Source organism: [Borrelia] tanukii, from assembly GCF_030439725.2.
Taxonomy (GTDB): Bacteria; Spirochaetota; Spirochaetia; order Borreliales; family Borreliaceae; genus Borreliella; species Borreliella tanukii.
The window spans coordinates 714,595-730,859 of the sequence record NZ_CP124034.1; the positions used below are offsets into that span (position 1 = coordinate 714,595).

General features: G+C 30.4%; 13 protein-coding genes and 1 tRNA gene. 11 read left to right on the top strand and 3 right to left on the bottom strand.

All coding sequences use genetic code 11. The annotated features are described in order from the left end of the window. Positions 1-104 precede the first annotated feature (104 nt). The 5 genes from QIA27_RS03935 (at position 105) to QIA27_RS03955 (ending at position 8,112) form a co-directional block, all read left to right on the top strand. The gene (locus QIA27_RS03935; RefSeq protein WP_301354045.1) at positions 105-1,715 is read left to right on the top strand and encodes an ABC transporter ATP-binding protein; all 1,611 of its coding nucleotides are present in this window, start codon (positions 105-107) and stop codon (positions 1,713-1,715) included. Then, complete coding sequence (locus QIA27_RS03940; RefSeq protein WP_301354047.1) at positions 1,716-2,867, top strand: ABC transporter permease; 1,152 nt, start codon at positions 1,716-1,718, stop codon at positions 2,865-2,867. After that, on the top strand, positions 2,839-3,765 hold the full coding sequence (locus QIA27_RS03945; protein WP_301354049.1) for an ABC transporter permease: 927 nt from the start codon (positions 2,839-2,841) through the stop codon (positions 3,763-3,765). Before QIA27_RS03940 ends, QIA27_RS03945 begins: the two co-directional genes overlap by 29 nt. Positions 3,766-3,921: 156 nt before the next feature. Continuing rightward, on the top strand, positions 3,922-6,180 hold the full coding sequence (locus QIA27_RS03950; RefSeq protein ID WP_301403634.1) for a methyl-accepting chemotaxis protein: 2,259 nt from the start codon (positions 3,922-3,924) through the stop codon (positions 6,178-6,180). A gap of 30 nt (positions 6,181-6,210) precedes the next feature. Further along, positions 6,211-8,112, top strand: coding sequence for a methyl-accepting chemotaxis protein (locus QIA27_RS03955; protein ID WP_301403635.1), 1,902 nt, complete (start codon positions 6,211-6,213; stop codon positions 8,110-8,112). A 41-nt stretch (positions 8,113-8,153) separates the two neighbouring features. On the opposite strand, the gene mnmA is transcribed toward QIA27_RS03955, so the two are convergent. Then, positions 8,154-9,221, bottom strand: a complete 1,068-nt coding sequence (gene mnmA / locus QIA27_RS03960; protein WP_301403636.1) for a tRNA 2-thiouridine(34) synthase MnmA — start codon at positions 9,219-9,221, stop codon at positions 8,154-8,156. 94 nt (positions 9,222-9,315) lie between these two features. Between mnmA and QIA27_RS03965 the strand changes: the two genes are divergently transcribed. From QIA27_RS03965 to mvk, 6 genes are read left to right on the top strand one after another with little or no spacing between them, the layout of a single operon-like run. Beyond that, positions 9,316-10,539, top strand: coding sequence for a hydroxymethylglutaryl-CoA synthase (locus tag QIA27_RS03965; RefSeq protein WP_301403637.1), 1,224 nt, complete (start codon positions 9,316-9,318; stop codon positions 10,537-10,539). Next, complete coding sequence (gene fni / locus QIA27_RS03970; RefSeq protein WP_301354344.1) at positions 10,523-11,587, top strand: type 2 isopentenyl-diphosphate Delta-isomerase; 1,065 nt, start codon at positions 10,523-10,525, stop codon at positions 11,585-11,587. Before QIA27_RS03965 ends, fni begins: the two co-directional genes overlap by 17 nt. Next, complete coding sequence (locus tag QIA27_RS03975; protein WP_301386504.1) at positions 11,577-12,851, top strand: hydroxymethylglutaryl-CoA reductase, degradative; 1,275 nt, start codon at positions 11,577-11,579, stop codon at positions 12,849-12,851. Before fni ends, QIA27_RS03975 begins: the two co-directional genes overlap by 11 nt. Further along, entirely contained in the window at positions 12,829-13,767 is a 939-nt protein-coding gene (mvaD, locus tag QIA27_RS03980) for a diphosphomevalonate decarboxylase (RefSeq protein ID WP_301354059.1), read from the top strand. The genes QIA27_RS03975 and mvaD overlap by 23 nt, the downstream gene beginning before the upstream one ends. Next, entirely contained in the window at positions 13,758-14,711 is a 954-nt protein-coding gene (locus QIA27_RS03985; protein ID WP_301403638.1) for a GHMP family kinase ATP-binding protein, read from the top strand. Before mvaD ends, QIA27_RS03985 begins: the two co-directional genes overlap by 10 nt. Further along, positions 14,705-15,598 carry a mevalonate kinase gene (mvk, locus tag QIA27_RS03990; RefSeq protein ID WP_301403639.1) on the top strand — a complete coding sequence of 298 codons (894 nt, stop codon included), beginning with the start codon at positions 14,705-14,707 and terminating at the stop codon, positions 15,596-15,598. Before QIA27_RS03985 ends, mvk begins: the two co-directional genes overlap by 7 nt. An 8-nt stretch (positions 15,599-15,606) precedes the next feature. Here the strand turns inward: mvk and QIA27_RS03995 are convergent. Together QIA27_RS03995 and QIA27_RS04000 are read right to left on the bottom strand one after the other, a co-directional pair. Further along, positions 15,607-15,680, bottom strand: a tRNA-Val gene (locus tag QIA27_RS03995). A 40-nt stretch (positions 15,681-15,720) separates the two neighbouring features. Further along, positions 15,721-16,188 carry a BB0689 family surface lipoprotein gene (locus tag QIA27_RS04000; protein WP_301403640.1) on the bottom strand — a complete coding sequence of 156 codons (468 nt, stop codon included), beginning with the start codon at positions 16,186-16,188 and terminating at the stop codon, positions 15,721-15,723. Positions 16,189-16,265: the final 77 nt, after the last annotated feature.

Sequence of the window (16,265 nt, forward strand, 5' to 3'; positions counted from 1 at the left end):
ATGCAAAAATGCTATTGAAAATATAAACTTTAAGTTTTATTATATTTCATTAGAAATAATATGGTAAGTCATTTGTGTTGGATATTTGTTAAGGTTAAAGCTTGGTGAAAGAAGATCTACTGGTATTAGAAAATATTACAAAAAAGTATGGTGATTTTATTGCCAATGATGATGTTTCTATTAAATTTAAGGCAGGCGAAGTTCATGCTATTCTTGGAGAAAATGGTGCTGGAAAGACCACTTTAATGAAGACTATTTATGGGATTCATCAAGTAAATAGTGGCAAAATTATTTTAAAAGGCCAAGAAGTAAACTTTAAAGATTCAAGCGATGCTATTCGAAATGGGATTGGAATGGTTTTTCAACATTTTATGTTAATCCCACAATTTACTGCTGTTCAGAATATTATTTTGGGGTATGAAAATTTAAAATTTGGTTTTCTTGATTACAAGCAAGCTAAAAGGAAAATAAATTATCTTTCAGAAAAGTATGGCTTAAAGATAGATTTAGAGAAAAAGGTTGAAGACTTAAGTGTTGGCATGCAACAAAAAATAGAAATACTGAAAGTTCTTTATCGAAATGCAGATATTATTATTTTTGATGAACCTACTGCAGTGCTTGCTCCAAGTGAAGTTGATGATTTTATGAATATTTTAAAAGTACTCACTCAAGAGGGTCATACTGTAATACTTATTACTCATAAAATAAAAGAAATTAGGTCTGTTGCAAAGCGATGTACAATTATGCGCCTTGGAAAGGCTGTGAAAACTGTTAATCTTGATGAGATTGATGATAAAGATCTTATAAAATTAATGATAGGCAAAGAAATTGCACTTCGCTCATCTAAAGTTCAATTTGAAAATCATTTTAATGTTCTTGAAATAAAGAATTTAAGTGTTAAAGATGAGAGGGGAGTTTTAAAAGTAAAAGACGTTAATCTTAATCTGAGAAATGGTGAAATTCTTGGAATATCAGGCATTGAGGGAAGTGGCCAAGAGGATTTAGTTGATGCAATTTTGGGCTTGAAAAACATCTTTAAGGGCGATATTTTTAAGAAAAATTCTTCAGGGGATTTGGAATCTTTAAAAGGTTTAACGATTAAGCAAATAATAGATAAAAAAATTGGCAATATTCCTTCGGACAGGCAAAGGCACGGTCTTATTTTAGAATTTAATGTTATGCAAAATATTGGGCTTAAGAGCTTTGATAATATTGATTATTTAAGATTTAAAAAAAATCATTCAAAGAATAATTTTGGTTTAAAATTTAATTTTTTCAATTTCATTAAAAAACAATTTCATAAGGTTAAAAGACAATTTGTAGGGTTTAATTTTAACATTTTAAAAACAATGAGCAATCAACTTGTAAATTATTTTGATATTAGACCAAGAAATATTTTAAGTAAGGTAAAATATTTATCTGGAGGCAATCAGCAAAAAGTTATTATTGCTCGTGAGATTAGTTTAGAGCCGGATATTCTTTTAGCTATTCAGCCTACAAGAGGTCTTGATGTTGGTGCTGTTGAGAATATTTATAAAAAAATAATAGAGCAAAGAGATTTAGGTAGATCTGTTTTGTTGGTTTCTCTTGAACTTGATGAACTTGTTAATGTTTGTGACAGGATAGCTGTAATGCATGATGGAAGAATAGTGGGTATTTTAGAGGGCAATTTTGATATTGATGTTATTGGTAAAATGATGATAGGTTTAAGCTAAATGATAATTGGTAAAAACGTATTCAGTAAATTTATATTGAAATTTTTAAATTCTTCAGCATTTGTTAGTGTTTTTGCTCTATTTGTTGGATTTTTAATTGTTGGATTAGTGGTGATGATGTTTGGTTATTCTCCTTTTAGAATGTATTTTATAATACTGGAGATTATTTTTTCATCTCCCAAACATTTAGGTTATATTTTAAGTTATGCAGCTCCTTTGATTTTTACTGGCCTTTCTATTGGCATTTCTTTAAAAGCAGGTCTTTTCAATATTGGGGTTGAAGGTCAGTTTATGCTAGGATCTATCATTGCTTTAATAGCATCGATTTTACTTGATTTGCCCCCAGTTTTACATGTAATTTCTATTTTTGTTATTACTTTTTTAGCGTCAGGTAGTTTAGGAATTTTAATTGGATATTTAAAAGCTAAATTCAATATTAGCGAAGTGATTTCAGGAATAATGTTTAATTGGATATTATTTCATTTGAATAATATAATTTTAGATTTTAGTTTTATTAAAAGAGATAATAGTGATTTTTCAAAGTCTATTAAAGAAAGTGCATTTATTGATTTTTTAGGCTCTTGGAAGCTCTCTCCAGAAGGTCTTGCTTATAGGTCTTCTCATCCTTTTGTTAATGAGATTTTAAAAGCACCCCTTCATTTTGGAATAATTTTGGGTATAATTTTTGCTATTTTAATATGGTTTTTACTTAATAAAACTATTATTGGATTTAAAATAAATGCCATAGGGGGTAATATTGAAGCTTCAAGACGTATGGGTATTAATGTAAAAGCCGTTCTGATCTTTTCAATGTTTCTCTCAGCAGCTGTTGCAGGTCTTGCTGGCGCTGTTCAAATTATGGGTGTTAATAAAGCTATATTTAAGCTTTCTTATATGGAAGGAATTGGTTTTAATGGAATAGCTGTTTCTTTGATAGGAAACAATTCGCCGATTGGCATAATATTTTCCAGTATTCTTTTTTCTGTATTGCTTTATGGAAGCAGTAGGGTTCAAAGTCTAATGGGTCTTCCATCTTCAATTGTATCTTTAATGATGGGAATAATTGTTCTTGTAATTTCTGCTAGTTATTTTTTAAATAAAATCTTTTTAAAAGGTGTTAAGGGTGTCAAATATAATAATATTCTTGATTAGTGAAACTTTAATAAATTCTCAAACTTTAATTTTAACTGGCCTTGGAGGTCTTATAAGTGAGAAGAGTGGAATTATTAATATTGGACTTGAAGGAATAATGACAATAGGAGCATTTACAGGGGCTACAGTTGCATATTTTACAAATGACCCATTATTTTCAATTTTTGTTGGTGGATTAGCAGGGCTTGCGCTTGCTATTTTGCACGCTGTTTTTACAATTTTTTTAAAATCAGATCAAATTATAACCGGAATGGCACTTAATTTTTTAGGACCCGCTATTGCTGTTTTTGTAAGCACTTTGATTTTTTCTTCTATTTCAACTCCACCTATAGAAATAAAGTTGCCGATACTTTTTGATGGAATTTTAAGCAAAACGTCTTTTGTATTTCAAATTTTTGGTAAAAGATATTCTGTATATATTGCAATGTTAGGTGTGATTTTATTTCATATTATTTTCAAATACACTAAAATTGGACTTAGAATTAATGCTAGTGGTGAAAACCCAGAGGTATTGGAGTCTGTTGGAGTTAGTGTAAATAAAATTAGATTTTTTTGTGTTCTTTTGAGTGGTTTTTTAGCAGGTGTTTCAGGTGCTGTTCTTACAACAGTGATTGCATCAAGCTATGTGCAAGGGGTTACGGGTGGACAGGGTTTTATTGCTATTGTGATGTTGATTTTTGGTAAATGGACCCCTTTGGGAATTTTAATGGGTAGCTTTTTGTTTTCATTCGTGAAAACTTTGGCAATTGTTTTGGCTCAATCACCTTTTTTATCTTTAATAATGCCTCCTAAAATGTTAGTTATTACTCCATATTTAATTATTATTTTAAGTCTTATTTTTTTTTCAAAAAGAAATTATGCGCCTAAATTTTTAGGAATCCCCTATAAAAAGCAATAATAGGTAATAATAGTTTACAATTTGTTTTTCGTGTTGTGAAAATTCTTTTAATTTTTTAAGAGTTTTTAATTTTTTGCTGTAAAATTTTTTTTAATACCCTTTCGGTCTTGAGTTTGTTTGATTAAATAAAGTAGATGATTTGTGAGGTAGTTTATTATGTTGTTGAAACTTAAATACAGGTTTGTTGGATTTTTATTATTGTTTTTAATTTTCATACTGTTACTTTTTTCTATGATTTTTAAGTTTATTTTATGTGGTTATTTGGAAGATTATTATAAGCAGCTTACAAGGGCGCAATTAAGAAGAGCAGCTTTTTCTACACAATCTTTTTTGGATACTCTGTACGTTATAATCAATGGCGCCGCTTCTAATTTAGCGCTTGAAACCATATCAGAATTTGCAATTTCTGAGAATAGAGGAAAAGATTTTTCTGAGTCTGAATTAGTAGATTTAAGAAAAAATTCAAAATTTGTTATTGATTCTGTAAAGGTGAATAAAAAATATCGAAAATATTTGTACAATTTTATGTCCAATCTTAAAAATGATACCTTTTTTGAAGAATTCGCCTTTTTTGATTTTGAAGGGAGAATAATTGTTAGCACAAGGCATGAGAATAATATGGATTTTGGACATTCTGAGGCTAATACTAATTATTTTAAAAAAGCGATTGAGGATTATAAGCAAAACCAATTAAAATTTATAGGCTGGTATTCAAATCTTTCTGAAGGAATATCTGCAGAGGTTGCCATTAGGTCTAGGCAAAGCGAAAAAAAGGCTTTTGCAATAATTGTTCCCGTATATTCTCCAGAGGATAAGCTTGTTTGTGGGTATTTGGCTGGATATTTGCTTAATGATGTTTTAGCGGATAATTTTGATAGATTTAGATTCGGTTTTTATAAAAGAGGCAATTTTGTTTATGTGGATCCTAATAATATAGCCGTTAATCCTTTTGAAGAATACAATGAAACCAGTAGGGTTAGTTCTAAATTTTTAAATATTCTTAAAGACGTGTTTTCTAAGCCGCCTCTTTTATCAAATATTCCTACTGAAGTGTCGGTTTATACTATTGATAGAATACTCTTTTCCGAAATGGGGGAAGAGTGTTATTATGCTCTGTTGCCCATAAGTAGTAAATTGGGAGAGAAAGGCGGGGTACTTATTGCCAGAATTCCTTATAAAGATATTTATGGAGTAATATCTAGCCTAAAATTTCAGTATATCTTGTATTCTGTCTTAGGTATTATTGTATTAAGCATTATTCTTTTGATGAGAATAGATAAGATTATTAGTTTCCGTTTAAACACAATTAGAGTTTTAGTTCAAGATATGGTTAAGGGAAATTTAGATAAAGATTATGCTCTTGATGATGGTGATTTTTTTGATGAGCTTGGCATGTTAAGTCTTCAGGTTGTGAAAATGAAAAAAGCCATTTCTGGAGCAATTGCGAGTGTTTTGAGAAATATTAGCTATGTAAATAAGGCAAGTTTAGAAGTTGCCAGCTCAAGTCAAAATTTAAGCTCTAGTGCGCTACAGCAGGCATCTGCTCTTGAAGAAATGTCAGCCAATGTTGAGCAAATAGCATCAGGTGTCAATATGAGTGCGAATAATTCTTATGAAACAGAGCAGATAGCTTTAAAGACGAATGAAAATTCTCAGATAGGTGGGAAGGCTGTCGAAGAATCTGTTATTGCTATGCAAGATATTGTAGAGAAAGTTAGTGTTATTGAAGAAATAGCTAGAAAGACTAATTTACTTGCCTTAAATGCAGCAATTGAAGCTGCAAGAGCAGGTGATGAAGGAAAGGGATTTGCTGTTGTGGCTAGTGAGATTAGAAAGTTAGCTGATCTTAGTAAAATTTCGGCTCTTGAGATTGGAGAGTTAGTTGAAGATAACTCTAAGGTAGCAACTGAAGCGGGAATAATCTTTAAAGAAATGTTACCCGAAATAGAAGAAACAGCTAACCTTGTTAAGAAAATTTCAGAAGGTAGTTCTAAGCAGAGTGATCAGATTGCTCAATTTAAAATGGCTTTGGACCAGGTTGGAGAAGTTGTTCAGTCTTCAGCTTCAAGTAGTGAGCAACTTTCTAGTATGTCTGATAAAATGCTAGAAAAGTCTAAAGAACTTAGAAAATCTGTATTATTTTTCAAAATTAAAAATTCTAAGATTGAAAATATGGAAGATGATGATTATGATTTCAGAGCGATGGATTGTCCTGAAAATTCTTTTAAAGATGAAAATCAAAATTTCAAAAGTAATGAAATTCCTACTTTGAATGGCAATAGGCATAATAATTATTCTTTAAGTATTGAGGATGAGCCTCCTATAAGAACTATTAATAAGCGAGTTGATCCTAAGAAAGCTATCGATATTGCTGATAAGGATTTAAATTTTGATGATGATTTTTCAGAGTTTTAGAATTTATTTTTTGTAAAAGAGGTGGTTAGTATGAAGTTGAAAGCTAGGATGTTGCTACTTGTTCTTATTCTGATAGCATTTTTTATATCAATTTTGTTTTTTGTATTTGGGATGTTAATTAATAGTAAATTGGTAGATCAGCAGTTTGATCTTATGATGAATCTTATTGGAAATATTAAAAGTTCTTTTAATATTTACATTTCTTCAATGGAAGAAAAAGTTAGAGTTAGTTCCATGTATTTCAATTCTGCTGAAAAATTCAATGAAGCTAGTAAAATTAAATCCAAAAGGTTGGGTTTTATTTCAGATCAATCTGAAATTCTTGTTCAAACTGGTAGTAATATGATGGTTACAAATAAGGAAGGTGAAATAGTTTTCACTACAGCTGTCAAGGATAATAGTGATTTTGGCAAGTCTATTAAGGATAGAGAATATTTTACAAAACTTAAAGAGTCTCAAAGTATTGTTTACAATTCTTTTGTCATGTTGGCAGATCCTGGGTCTATTGAGGAGTCTTTAGTTAAAAACATTTCTAAGATAAAAAATAAAAAAGGCCAGATTCCTTATATATTAATAGGTATACCATTAAGAGATTTTGGCACAGACGATATTTTTGGTTATTTTATGTTTTTTTATTCAATGGATTATATATATAGGTCTTTTAGGGGAATTAATTTTGGGATACTCTCTAGTGGTCGTGCGCTAGCTTATGATACTACGGGTAGATTTTTGGTTCATCATACAGTACTTCCAGGCGATGTTTTAACCGATCTTAGTGCCTCTTATTCCAATATTCTTAAAAAAACATCTGAAGATTTGTTACAAAAAAAACAAGAAATTTCAACTGTTTATTATTATGATCCTAATAGTAGCAAAAAATATGTAGGAATTAGTCAAAAGGTGTTATTAAACCTGTCTAATAGTAAATTTATTCTCTTAATGAGGACTTCAGAGGATGATTTTTATTATATGTCGCGAGCTACGTCTTTGATCTTGGGTGTTAGTTTTGCATTTACATTGCTTATTCTTGCTATTGCAACTCTTTATCTTGTGAAAAAGTTAAGCTCTTCTTTGAATAAGATATTAGAATATTCTGAGCGACTTGCCTCTGGCAATTTTACTGCTGATGTTAATTTTGATAAATGGGATACTGTGGAGTTGTATAGTTTGTACGAAGGTCTTGAGCAACTCAGAACTAATTTTTCTTCAGTTGCGAAAGGGGTTATTGAAAACCTAGATTATCTTTATGAAAATGCGATTCAAATAGCAAATGCAAGTCAGAATTTAAGTTCTGGTGCTGTTGAGCAGGCTTCTACTTTAGAGCAAATGACGGCAAATATTGAGCAAATATCACAAGGTGTTTCTGAAAATACCGAAAATGCGTCTACTACTGAAAAAATTGCTGTTAATACTAATGAAAGGACTAAAGAGGGGCATAAGTCTGTTGTTAAAGCTATTGAGGCAATGACTGTAATTACTGAAAAAATTGGAATTATTGATGAGATAACAAGGCAAACTAATTTGCTTGCTTTAAATGCCTCGATTGAGGCCGCACGAGTGGGAGAAAAAGGCAAAGGGTTTGAAGTGGTAGCTGCTGAGGTTAGAAAGCTTGCAGATCAAAGCAAGGAATCAGCAAGAGAGATTATTGATATTGCAAACAGAAGCTTGACTGTTGCAAGTCGTGCCGGGGAAAATTTTGAACAAATAGTTCCCGGCATGGAGCAAACGGCCAGACTTGTGAAAAATATTTCTAATGAAAGCTCTAAGCAAAGCGTTCAAATAGATCAATTTAAAAATGCAATAGAACAGGTTAGTCAATTGGTTCAGACTACAGCTTCAAGTAGTGAAGAGCTTTCTGCAATGTCTGAAAAAATGTTAGAGAGTGTAAAAGATTTAAAAGAATCCGTTGATTACTTTAAGATCGAAAAGTAAGAGAAAGTTTTTTAATTTTCTACTTACTTTTCAAAAGATTATTATTCTATAATTTTAAAAATTTTAGCGCCACCTAGACATGCTGTATTTTTATAAAAAATTGCAAATTGTCCCGGAGAGATTCCATGATCTTTTGTGTTTAGAGAAATTTCAATTAAGTTATTTTCAATAAGTTTTAATTTGCATGAATATTTTTTTTCACCATGCCTTATTTTAATTTTGAAATTTTCAAAATCTGAAGGTTTGTCATTTATCCAATGTATTTCGTTAACTAAAAATTTGCGCTTTGCTTGTTTTAAATAATTCTCGTTATGGGAGATATATATAATATTTTTTTCTAAGTCTTTTTCTACGACGAACCATGGCCCATTGCTAAGTTTTATTCCTTTTCTTTGTCCAACTGTAAAAAACCAATATCCGTTATGAGTTCCTATTATTTTTCCTGTTTCTTTTTCAATTATATTGCCTTTTTTCTCGCCAAGATGATATTTGATAAATTCGTTGTATTTGATTTTTCCTAAAAAGCAAATACCCTGACTATCTTTTCTATCTTTGTTGGGCAAATTTATGCTTTTAGCTATTTGCCTTACTTCGCTTTTAAGTAATGTTCCTAAAGGGAAGCATAGTTTTGACATTTGTTTTTGAGAGATATGAGATAAAAAATAGCTTTGGTCTTTAATTTTATCTTTTGCTTGTTTTAAAAAAAATTTTTTCTCTTTTGATTGTATTTTAGCGTAATGCCCTGTAACAACTAAATCATATTGTTCATTGATTTTATCAAAAAATGCCCCGAACTTTATTCTTTGATTACAAAAAATATCTGGACTTGGGGTATTGCCATTTTTTAGTTCTTCAATAGTATAGCTTACTACTTTGTTATAATATTCTTTTTGAAAGTTTATTATTTCGTAGGGTACATTAAATTTGTTACATACAGCTTCAACGTAATTTAAATCTTCTTGCCAAGGGCAGTTTCCAATATAAGACAGTTCATCTTCAAGCCAAATTTTTAGATAGTAGCATTTTATATTTGTATATCCTTTGTTTATAATTCTGTAAAGGGCAACAGAACTATCAACTCCTCCAGATAAAAGTACGGCTATTTTCATAAACTTCCCTTTTTAGGTTTCATTATATAAGATTTTGCTAATTTTTGTAAATTATAATATAATACTTAAATCCATTAATGCATTGAGAGGATATATGAAAGTAGGTATTAGTGATATTAGAATTTTTTTACCTTTAAATTATTTAGACTTTTCTGTTCTTTTGGGAAATCCTTTATATTCTTCTGATGAAGTTTTTTTTAAAAAAATCAAGAGAGCGATAGATGCAACTTTGCAAAAAGGCTTCAGGTTTACTAGTCCCAACGAGGATAGTGTAACCATGGCAAGTTCGGCTGTTAAGCTTATTTTTGACAACAATAATCTTGATTTAAGCAAAATTAGAATGCTTTTGGGTGGAACTGAAACAGGTGTTGATCATTCAAAGTCAATTTCTTCTTATGTTTTTGGAGCTTTAAAGCAGGCTGGTATTTCTCTGGGAAATAATTTTCTAACTTTTCAAGTTCAGCATGCGTGCGCTGGTGCTGCTATGTCTTTACATAGTGTAGCAAGTGTTTTAAGCCATTCTAATAATTCTGAATATGGAATAGTTTTCTCTTCAGATATTGCGCATTATAGCAATCTTACTACGGCTGAGATTACCCAAGGAGCTGGTGCAACTGCAATTCTGATTGAAAAAAATCCAAAATTACTGTCGATCAATTTATCTGAATTTGGAGTTTATACCGATGATGTTGATGATTTTTTTAGGCCTTTTGGAAGCTTAGAAGCTAAGGTGCGAGGTCGATATTCAGTTGAATGCTACAATAATGCAAACGAAAATGCTTTAATAGATTTTGCTGTCAAAAAACAACTTAGTATGAAAGATTTGTTTTCTAATTATAGATTTATTTTGCATGTTCCTTTTGCTAAGATGCCTATAGATTCAATGCATTACATTTTAAAAAAATATTATAGTGATGACGAATCTGTTAGAAATGCTTATTTAGAGTCAATAGATTTTTACGATGGAGTTGAAGCTGCTATGGAAGTGGGGAATTTGTATACGGGTTCAATTTTTCTGTCTTTAGCATTTTATTTAAAAAGAGTATTTTCTAAGAAGGATATTTCAGGAGAAAAGATATTGTTTTGTTCTTATGGATCTGGCAATATTATGATTATTTATGAATTTACTGTTGAAAAAGGTGCTTTTGATGTTGTTAAATTGTGGGATCTTGATGAGCTTATAAAAAATAGAAATAATGCAAATTTTGAAGAATATAAAGATTTTTTTCAAAATAAAATAGTTCCTGGTGAATCCAGAGGATTTTATTTAAAAGAATTAAGGGATGATGGATACCGAATTTATGGGTATCGAGCCTAATATATTAGAAAATAAAAAAAGACATATTGAGATTTGTTTAAATAAAAACGATGTTAAAAGCAGCTGCAATTTTTTAAAGTTTGTTAAGTTAAAGCATAATGCTCTTAGTGATTTTAATTTTTCTGAAATAAATATAAAAGAAGAAATATTTGGATACAATATTAGCATGCCTGTTTTTATTTCCTCCATGACAGGAGGCGGTAAAGAAGGCAATGATTTTAATAAATCTTTAGTTAGAATTGCAAATTATTTAAAAATTCCTATTGGCTTAGGTTCTTTTAAACTTTTGTTTAAGTATCCCGAGTACATAAGAGATTTTACTCTTAAAAGATATGCTCATAATATTCCTTTGTTTGCAAATATTGGTGCTGTTCAGGTTGTTGAGTTTGGTATTTTTAAAATAGCTGAAATGATCAAGAGATTGGAAGTTGATGCAATTATTGTGCATCTTAATGCAGGGCAAGAATTAATGAATGTTAATGGAGACAGAAATTTTAAAGGAATAAAAGAATCAATAGCTAAATTGTCTGGCTTTCTAAGTATTCCATTGATTGTCAAAGAGACAGGTTTTGGAATCTCACCAAAAGACGTTAAGGAATTATTTAGGCTTGGGGTTTCTTATATTGATCTTGCGGGTAGTGGTGGAACCAATTGGGTTCTAGTAGAAGGTATAAGGAGTAATAATTTAAACATTGCATCTTGTTTTTCTGATTGGGGCATTCCTTCGATTTTTACTTTGCTTAGCATTGATGATTCTCTAAAGGCTAATATTTTTGCATCTGGTGGATATGAGACGGGCATGGATATTGCTAAAGGCATTGCTCTTGGGGCTAAACTTATAGGTGTTGCAGCGGCTGTTCTTAGGGCTTTTTACGACTCAGGAGAAGATGCGGTATTTAATCTTTTTTCTGATTATGAGCATGTTTTAAAAATGTCTATGTTTTTAAGTGGAAGCAAAAGTTTGTCAGAACTTAGAGATAATAAGTATTTTTTGAGTAGCTATTTACTTGCTGAGCTTGGAGTTTTTAAGCAGTTTTATGAAGCTTAGTAAAAATTTTAGACATAAAAGTGTTTTAGAAAAAAGGCAAGAGATAAAAAGTTTGTTGGGATTATCTTGTAAAGATTTTTTTTATAATAATGCCAATGAAGATTTTCTTTTTAATGTGATAGAAAATTATATTGGATATTTATCTTTTCCTATTGGAATTGTAAAAAATTTGAAAATAAATGGCAAATATTATTCTTTACCTATTGCAACAGAAGAATCTTCTGTTGTTGCTGCCTTAAATTTTGCGGCAAAAATTCTTGAAAATGCTAATTTGAGGTATTCTTTGGGCGAAGTGTTGGGAATTTCTCAAATTTATATAAAATCGGGAAAAGATCTAAGTAAAATTTTTGTTGATCTTGGTGATAAAATCAAGACTTGGCTTGAACCTCTTTTGTTCAATATGAATCAAAGAGGAGGTGGATTTAGAAGATTGTCAACTAGGTATATTAAAGAGCTTGGTATTCAAAAATTGAATCTTTATTTGGATACTTGTGATGCTATGGGTGCTAATTTTCTAAACTCAATTGCAGAGCGTGTAGCAGAATATATTTTTTTGGAATTTGGATATGAGTGTGTTTTAAAAATTTTAAGCAATGATATTAGTGAATTTACAGCTAAAGCTTGTTTTACTTTAGATTTTAAGCATTTGCTATCAAATAAAGAGGATTCTTGGAATTTGGCTAAAAAAATTGAACTTATTTCTAGCATAGGTTTCTACGAAGAGGAGCGAGCTGTTACTAATAATAAAGGTATTATGAACGGAATTACAGGAGTGTGTCTTGTGACTTTTAATGATACAAGAGCGCTTGAGGCCTCTGTTCACAGATTTGCTTCAAAAAGCGGAAAATATTTACCTCTTAGTAAATTTTATACCATTGATAATGCTTTGGTTGGAGAAATTGAAATTCCTTTGCAAGTTGGAACTAAAGGTGGGGGTACATCTTTTAACGAAGCTTCAGCTTTAAGTTTTAAAATTATGAATGTAAATAGTAAGAGCGAGTTTATTGGTATTCTCTCTTGTGTTGGACTTGCTAGTAATTTTGCTGCATTAAGGGCGCTTGCATTTGATGGGATTCAAAAGGGTCACATGAGATTGCATGTTAATAAAATACTCTACCTTTTAAAGACAAGATATAATATTTCTGATTTTGAGAAAGACAAATTATTATTAGAAATGGAAAAAATGAATATTTATTCTTTTGATTTTGCTTTTAAAATTTTAAAGAAAATAAGGTTAGAGAATGAAAGTAAAGTGCAAAGTTAATGCAAGTCTGGCTTTAATTAAATATTGGGGCAAGAAAGATGTTTTTTTAAACATTCCAGCGACTTCTAGTCTTGCTGTTAGTGTTGATAAGTTTTATTCAATAAGTGAGCTTGAACTTTCAGATCGAGATGAAATAATTTTAAATTCAAAGCCAGTTGTATTGCAAAATAGAGAAAAGGTGTTTTTTGATTATGCAAGAAAAATTCTTAGTGAACCGAATGTTAGATTTAAAATTAAAAGTGAAAACAATTTTCCAACAGCAGCAGGTCTTGCAAGTTCAAGCTCAGGTTTTGCTTCTATTGCTGCTTGTATTTTGAAATATTTTAATAAATATTCTTTTAATAGTGCATCTAATCTTGCAAGAGTAGGTTCAGCTTCTGCAGCAAGAGCTATTTATGGGGGGTTTACTATTTTAAAAGAAGGCTCAAAAGAATCTTTTCAGTTAAGAGATCAATCTTATTTTAATGATTTGCGTATAATATTTGCCATAATTGATAGCAATGAAAAAGAATTGTCTTCAAGAGTGGCAATGAATATTTGTAAACGCCACGAATTTTATTATGATGCTTGGATTGCTTCTAGTAAAAAGATCTTTAAAGATGCTTTATATTTTTTTTTAAAAAAAGATTTTATTCGTTTTGGAGCAACTATTGTAGAAAGCTATCAGAATATGTTTGCTTTAATGTTTGCATCTTCTATTTTTTATTTTAAAAGTAGTACAATAGATTTAATTAAATATGCTGCTAATTTGAGAAATGAAGGAATTTTTGTATTTGAGACAATGGATGCAGGCCCCCAAGTAAAGTTTATTTGTTTGGAAAAAAATTTAAATACTATTTTAAAAAGACTTAAGCAAAATTTTAATGGCATTAATTTTATTGTTTCAAAGGTTGGGTGTGACTTAGAATGGATTTAATTAGTTTTTCCGTGCCCGGAAATTTGCTTTTAATGGGGGAATATACTATTTTAGAGGAAAAGGGATTGGGGTTGGCAATTGCCATCAACAAGAGAGCATTTTTTTCTTTTAAAAAGAGCGATTCTTGGCGCTTCTTTAGCAAGAAGAAAGAGATAGACGATTTTTCTTTAATAGAAAATAGAAATGATTTTATTTTTAAAATGTTTTCTTACTTGAATCAAAATTGTTTTTTTGATCTAGATAGATTTGCATATGATGTATATATCGATACAAGTAATTTTTTCTTTAATGATGGAACTAAAAAGGGATTTGGCTCGAGCGCTGTTGTTGCTATTGGTATAGTGTGTGGGCTTTTTTTAATTTATAATTCTGCTAATGTTGTTCAAAAAGGTGAAATTTTTAAATATTGTTTGGAAGCTTACAGGCACTCTCAGGGGGGGATAGGTAGTGGATATGATATTGCTACCAGTATTTTTGGAGGTGTTATTGAGTTTGAAGGTGGTTCTACTCCTAAATGTAGACAGTTAAGGGCTTTAGAGTTTAATGATTTTTATTTGATGCGGGGTTTGCAAGCAGTTAAAACCACCGATTCTATTTATGAATACAATAAACATAGAGATTCTATTTTAGATTTCATATTAAAATGCAATTTGGAGATGAGAAAACTTGTTTTAAGTATTAGTAATTCTAAATCCGCATTAATTTCTAGTTTGAGAAGAGCTAAAGAATTGGGATTGGCAATTGGAGAAGTAATAGGAGTTTCTGCAGCTTTGTCTCCAAGTTTTGAGCATCTTCAAGATCAATGTGATTTGATTAAAGCTTTGGGAGCTGGAAATGAAACTTTTTTAGTTTACAGGCCCAATCTTAAAGCTTTTGATTTGTCGAAAATTATTCCAATTGTTTTAGAGCCTGAAGGCATTAAGTTTGAAAGCGATAAATGCTAAGAATAAGAAAGCCGGCTAAAATATTGTTTTTGGGTGAGCATAGCGCTGTTTACGGGTTTCCAGTTATTGGAGCTACAGTTCCAATTTATATGGATCTGATTTACAATGTGTCCAAAAATTGGAAATATTTGGGAAAACCCTGTGCTAAATTAAACAGCTTAATAAGCTTTATTGTTACAAATTACAGCAAAGTTAATCCGATTGAGTTTGCCATTCTTTCTGAAATTCCTATTGGAGTTGGTCTTGGCTCTTCTGCCAGTCTTAGTTTGTGTTTTGCAGAATATATTACAAGCCATTTTGAATATAGGGACTGTAATAAAGTTTTGTTGGCAAATCAAATTGAAAACATTTTTCATGGCAAATCTTCCGGGATGGATATTAGATTAATTGATCTTGGTGGAACTTTTTATTTAGAGACAAAAGAAGATGTTTTGAGTTCAAAAAAAATAAAAGATTCTGGTTTTTATTTTTTAATGGGAGCGATAAAAAGAGATTTTACGACTAAAGAAATAGTTGTTAATTTAAAAAAACAGTTATTGTTAAATGATGATTTATTTTTTTTTATTAAAAAACTTGGTCTTGCTGCAAGCAATGCCTATTTTTCTTTTAAGAATAAGAATGTATATTCTTTAGCTAACGAAATGAATATTGCACACTGTTGTTTAAAGCGTTTGGGATTATCTAATGATGCTCTTGATTGGCTGATAAGTAGGGGGATTAAATTGGGTGCTCTTTCTGGTAAGTTAAGCGGCTCTGGTAAAGGAGGAGCGTTTGTTTTTCTTTTTGAAAACCTAGAAAAAGCTAATAAAGTTCAAAAGGAATTAAATAATATGCTTAAAAATTCTAAAATAAACTTGGTTTTAGGGTTGAAAATAATTAAAGCTTAAGTTATTTTTGGGCCCAGAGAGATTCGAACTCCCGACATCCTGCTTGTAAGGCAGGCGCTCTGACCAACTGAGCTATGAGCCCTTTTGCTAATAATTAGTATACAGTATAAGTTTTAATGGTGTCAATTCTTCTCTTTTCTTTTTCCAAAAAGAACTACAAATATATTTACATTGTCAGCTGTTTTTAATCTATAGCCGCCTATTTTATCGGTATCTTTATTAATAAGAGCTTCTTTATGGCTTGGACTTTTAAGCCATGCATCAACTACTCTGCTAAGTTCAATTCCTGATGCTAGTATCTCTCTTGTTATGTAAAAGGATTCATCGTATTTGCGTATTCTTTGCATTGGGGTTGTACCAAAAAGAGTATGAGTTAGTGTTTTATTTTCACCTAGTTTGATAGCATATTCTTTTGCAACTTTTTCAAGAGTATCATCTATTTCTAAATGGTTTAGATTTAATCTTTTTCTCAATTCAGCAATTTCTGAATATAAGATTTTCATGTCTTCTTTTGTATCCATTGGATGTATTGTATTTAAATTGCATGCTTGAGATAAAAACACTGCAAAAATCAAAATCAATTTTTTCATTAAATATCCTTTTTATTTATTATGGCATTAAAATTATAATTATATCTCATTATGTATTATAATGATTATATCAAGGA

What these genes read in the sequence shown, in the direction of transcription:
- QIA27_RS03940 (WP_301354047.1), top strand. Translation starts at nt 1,716, where the DNA reads ATGATAATTGGTAAAAACGTATTCAGTAAATTTATATTGAAATTTTTA.
- QIA27_RS03950 (WP_301403634.1), top strand. Translation starts at nt 3,922, where the DNA reads ATGTTGTTGAAACTTAAATACAGGTTTGTTGGATTTTTATTATTGTTT.
- QIA27_RS03955 (WP_301403635.1), top strand. Translation starts at nt 6,211, where the DNA reads ATGAAGTTGAAAGCTAGGATGTTGCTACTTGTTCTTATTCTGATAGCA.
- mnmA (WP_301403636.1), bottom strand. Translation starts at nt 9,221, where the DNA reads ATGAAAATAGCCGTACTTTTATCTGGAGGAGTTGATAGTTCTGTTGCC.
- QIA27_RS03965 (WP_301403637.1), top strand. Translation starts at nt 9,316, where the DNA reads ATGAAAGTAGGTATTAGTGATATTAGAATTTTTTTACCTTTAAATTAT.
- fni (WP_301354344.1), top strand. Translation starts at nt 10,523, where the DNA reads ATGGGTATCGAGCCTAATATATTAGAAAATAAAAAAAGACATATTGAG.
- QIA27_RS03975 (WP_301386504.1), top strand. Translation starts at nt 11,577, where the DNA reads ATGAAGCTTAGTAAAAATTTTAGACATAAAAGTGTTTTAGAAAAAAGG.
- mvaD (WP_301354059.1), top strand. Translation starts at nt 12,829, where the DNA reads ATGAAAGTAAAGTGCAAAGTTAATGCAAGTCTGGCTTTAATTAAATAT.
- QIA27_RS03985 (WP_301403638.1), top strand. Translation starts at nt 13,758, where the DNA reads ATGGATTTAATTAGTTTTTCCGTGCCCGGAAATTTGCTTTTAATGGGG.
- mvk (WP_301403639.1), top strand. Translation starts at nt 14,705, where the DNA reads ATGCTAAGAATAAGAAAGCCGGCTAAAATATTGTTTTTGGGTGAGCAT.
- QIA27_RS04000 (WP_301403640.1), bottom strand. Translation starts at nt 16,188, where the DNA reads ATGAAAAAATTGATTTTGATTTTTGCAGTGTTTTTATCTCAAGCATGC.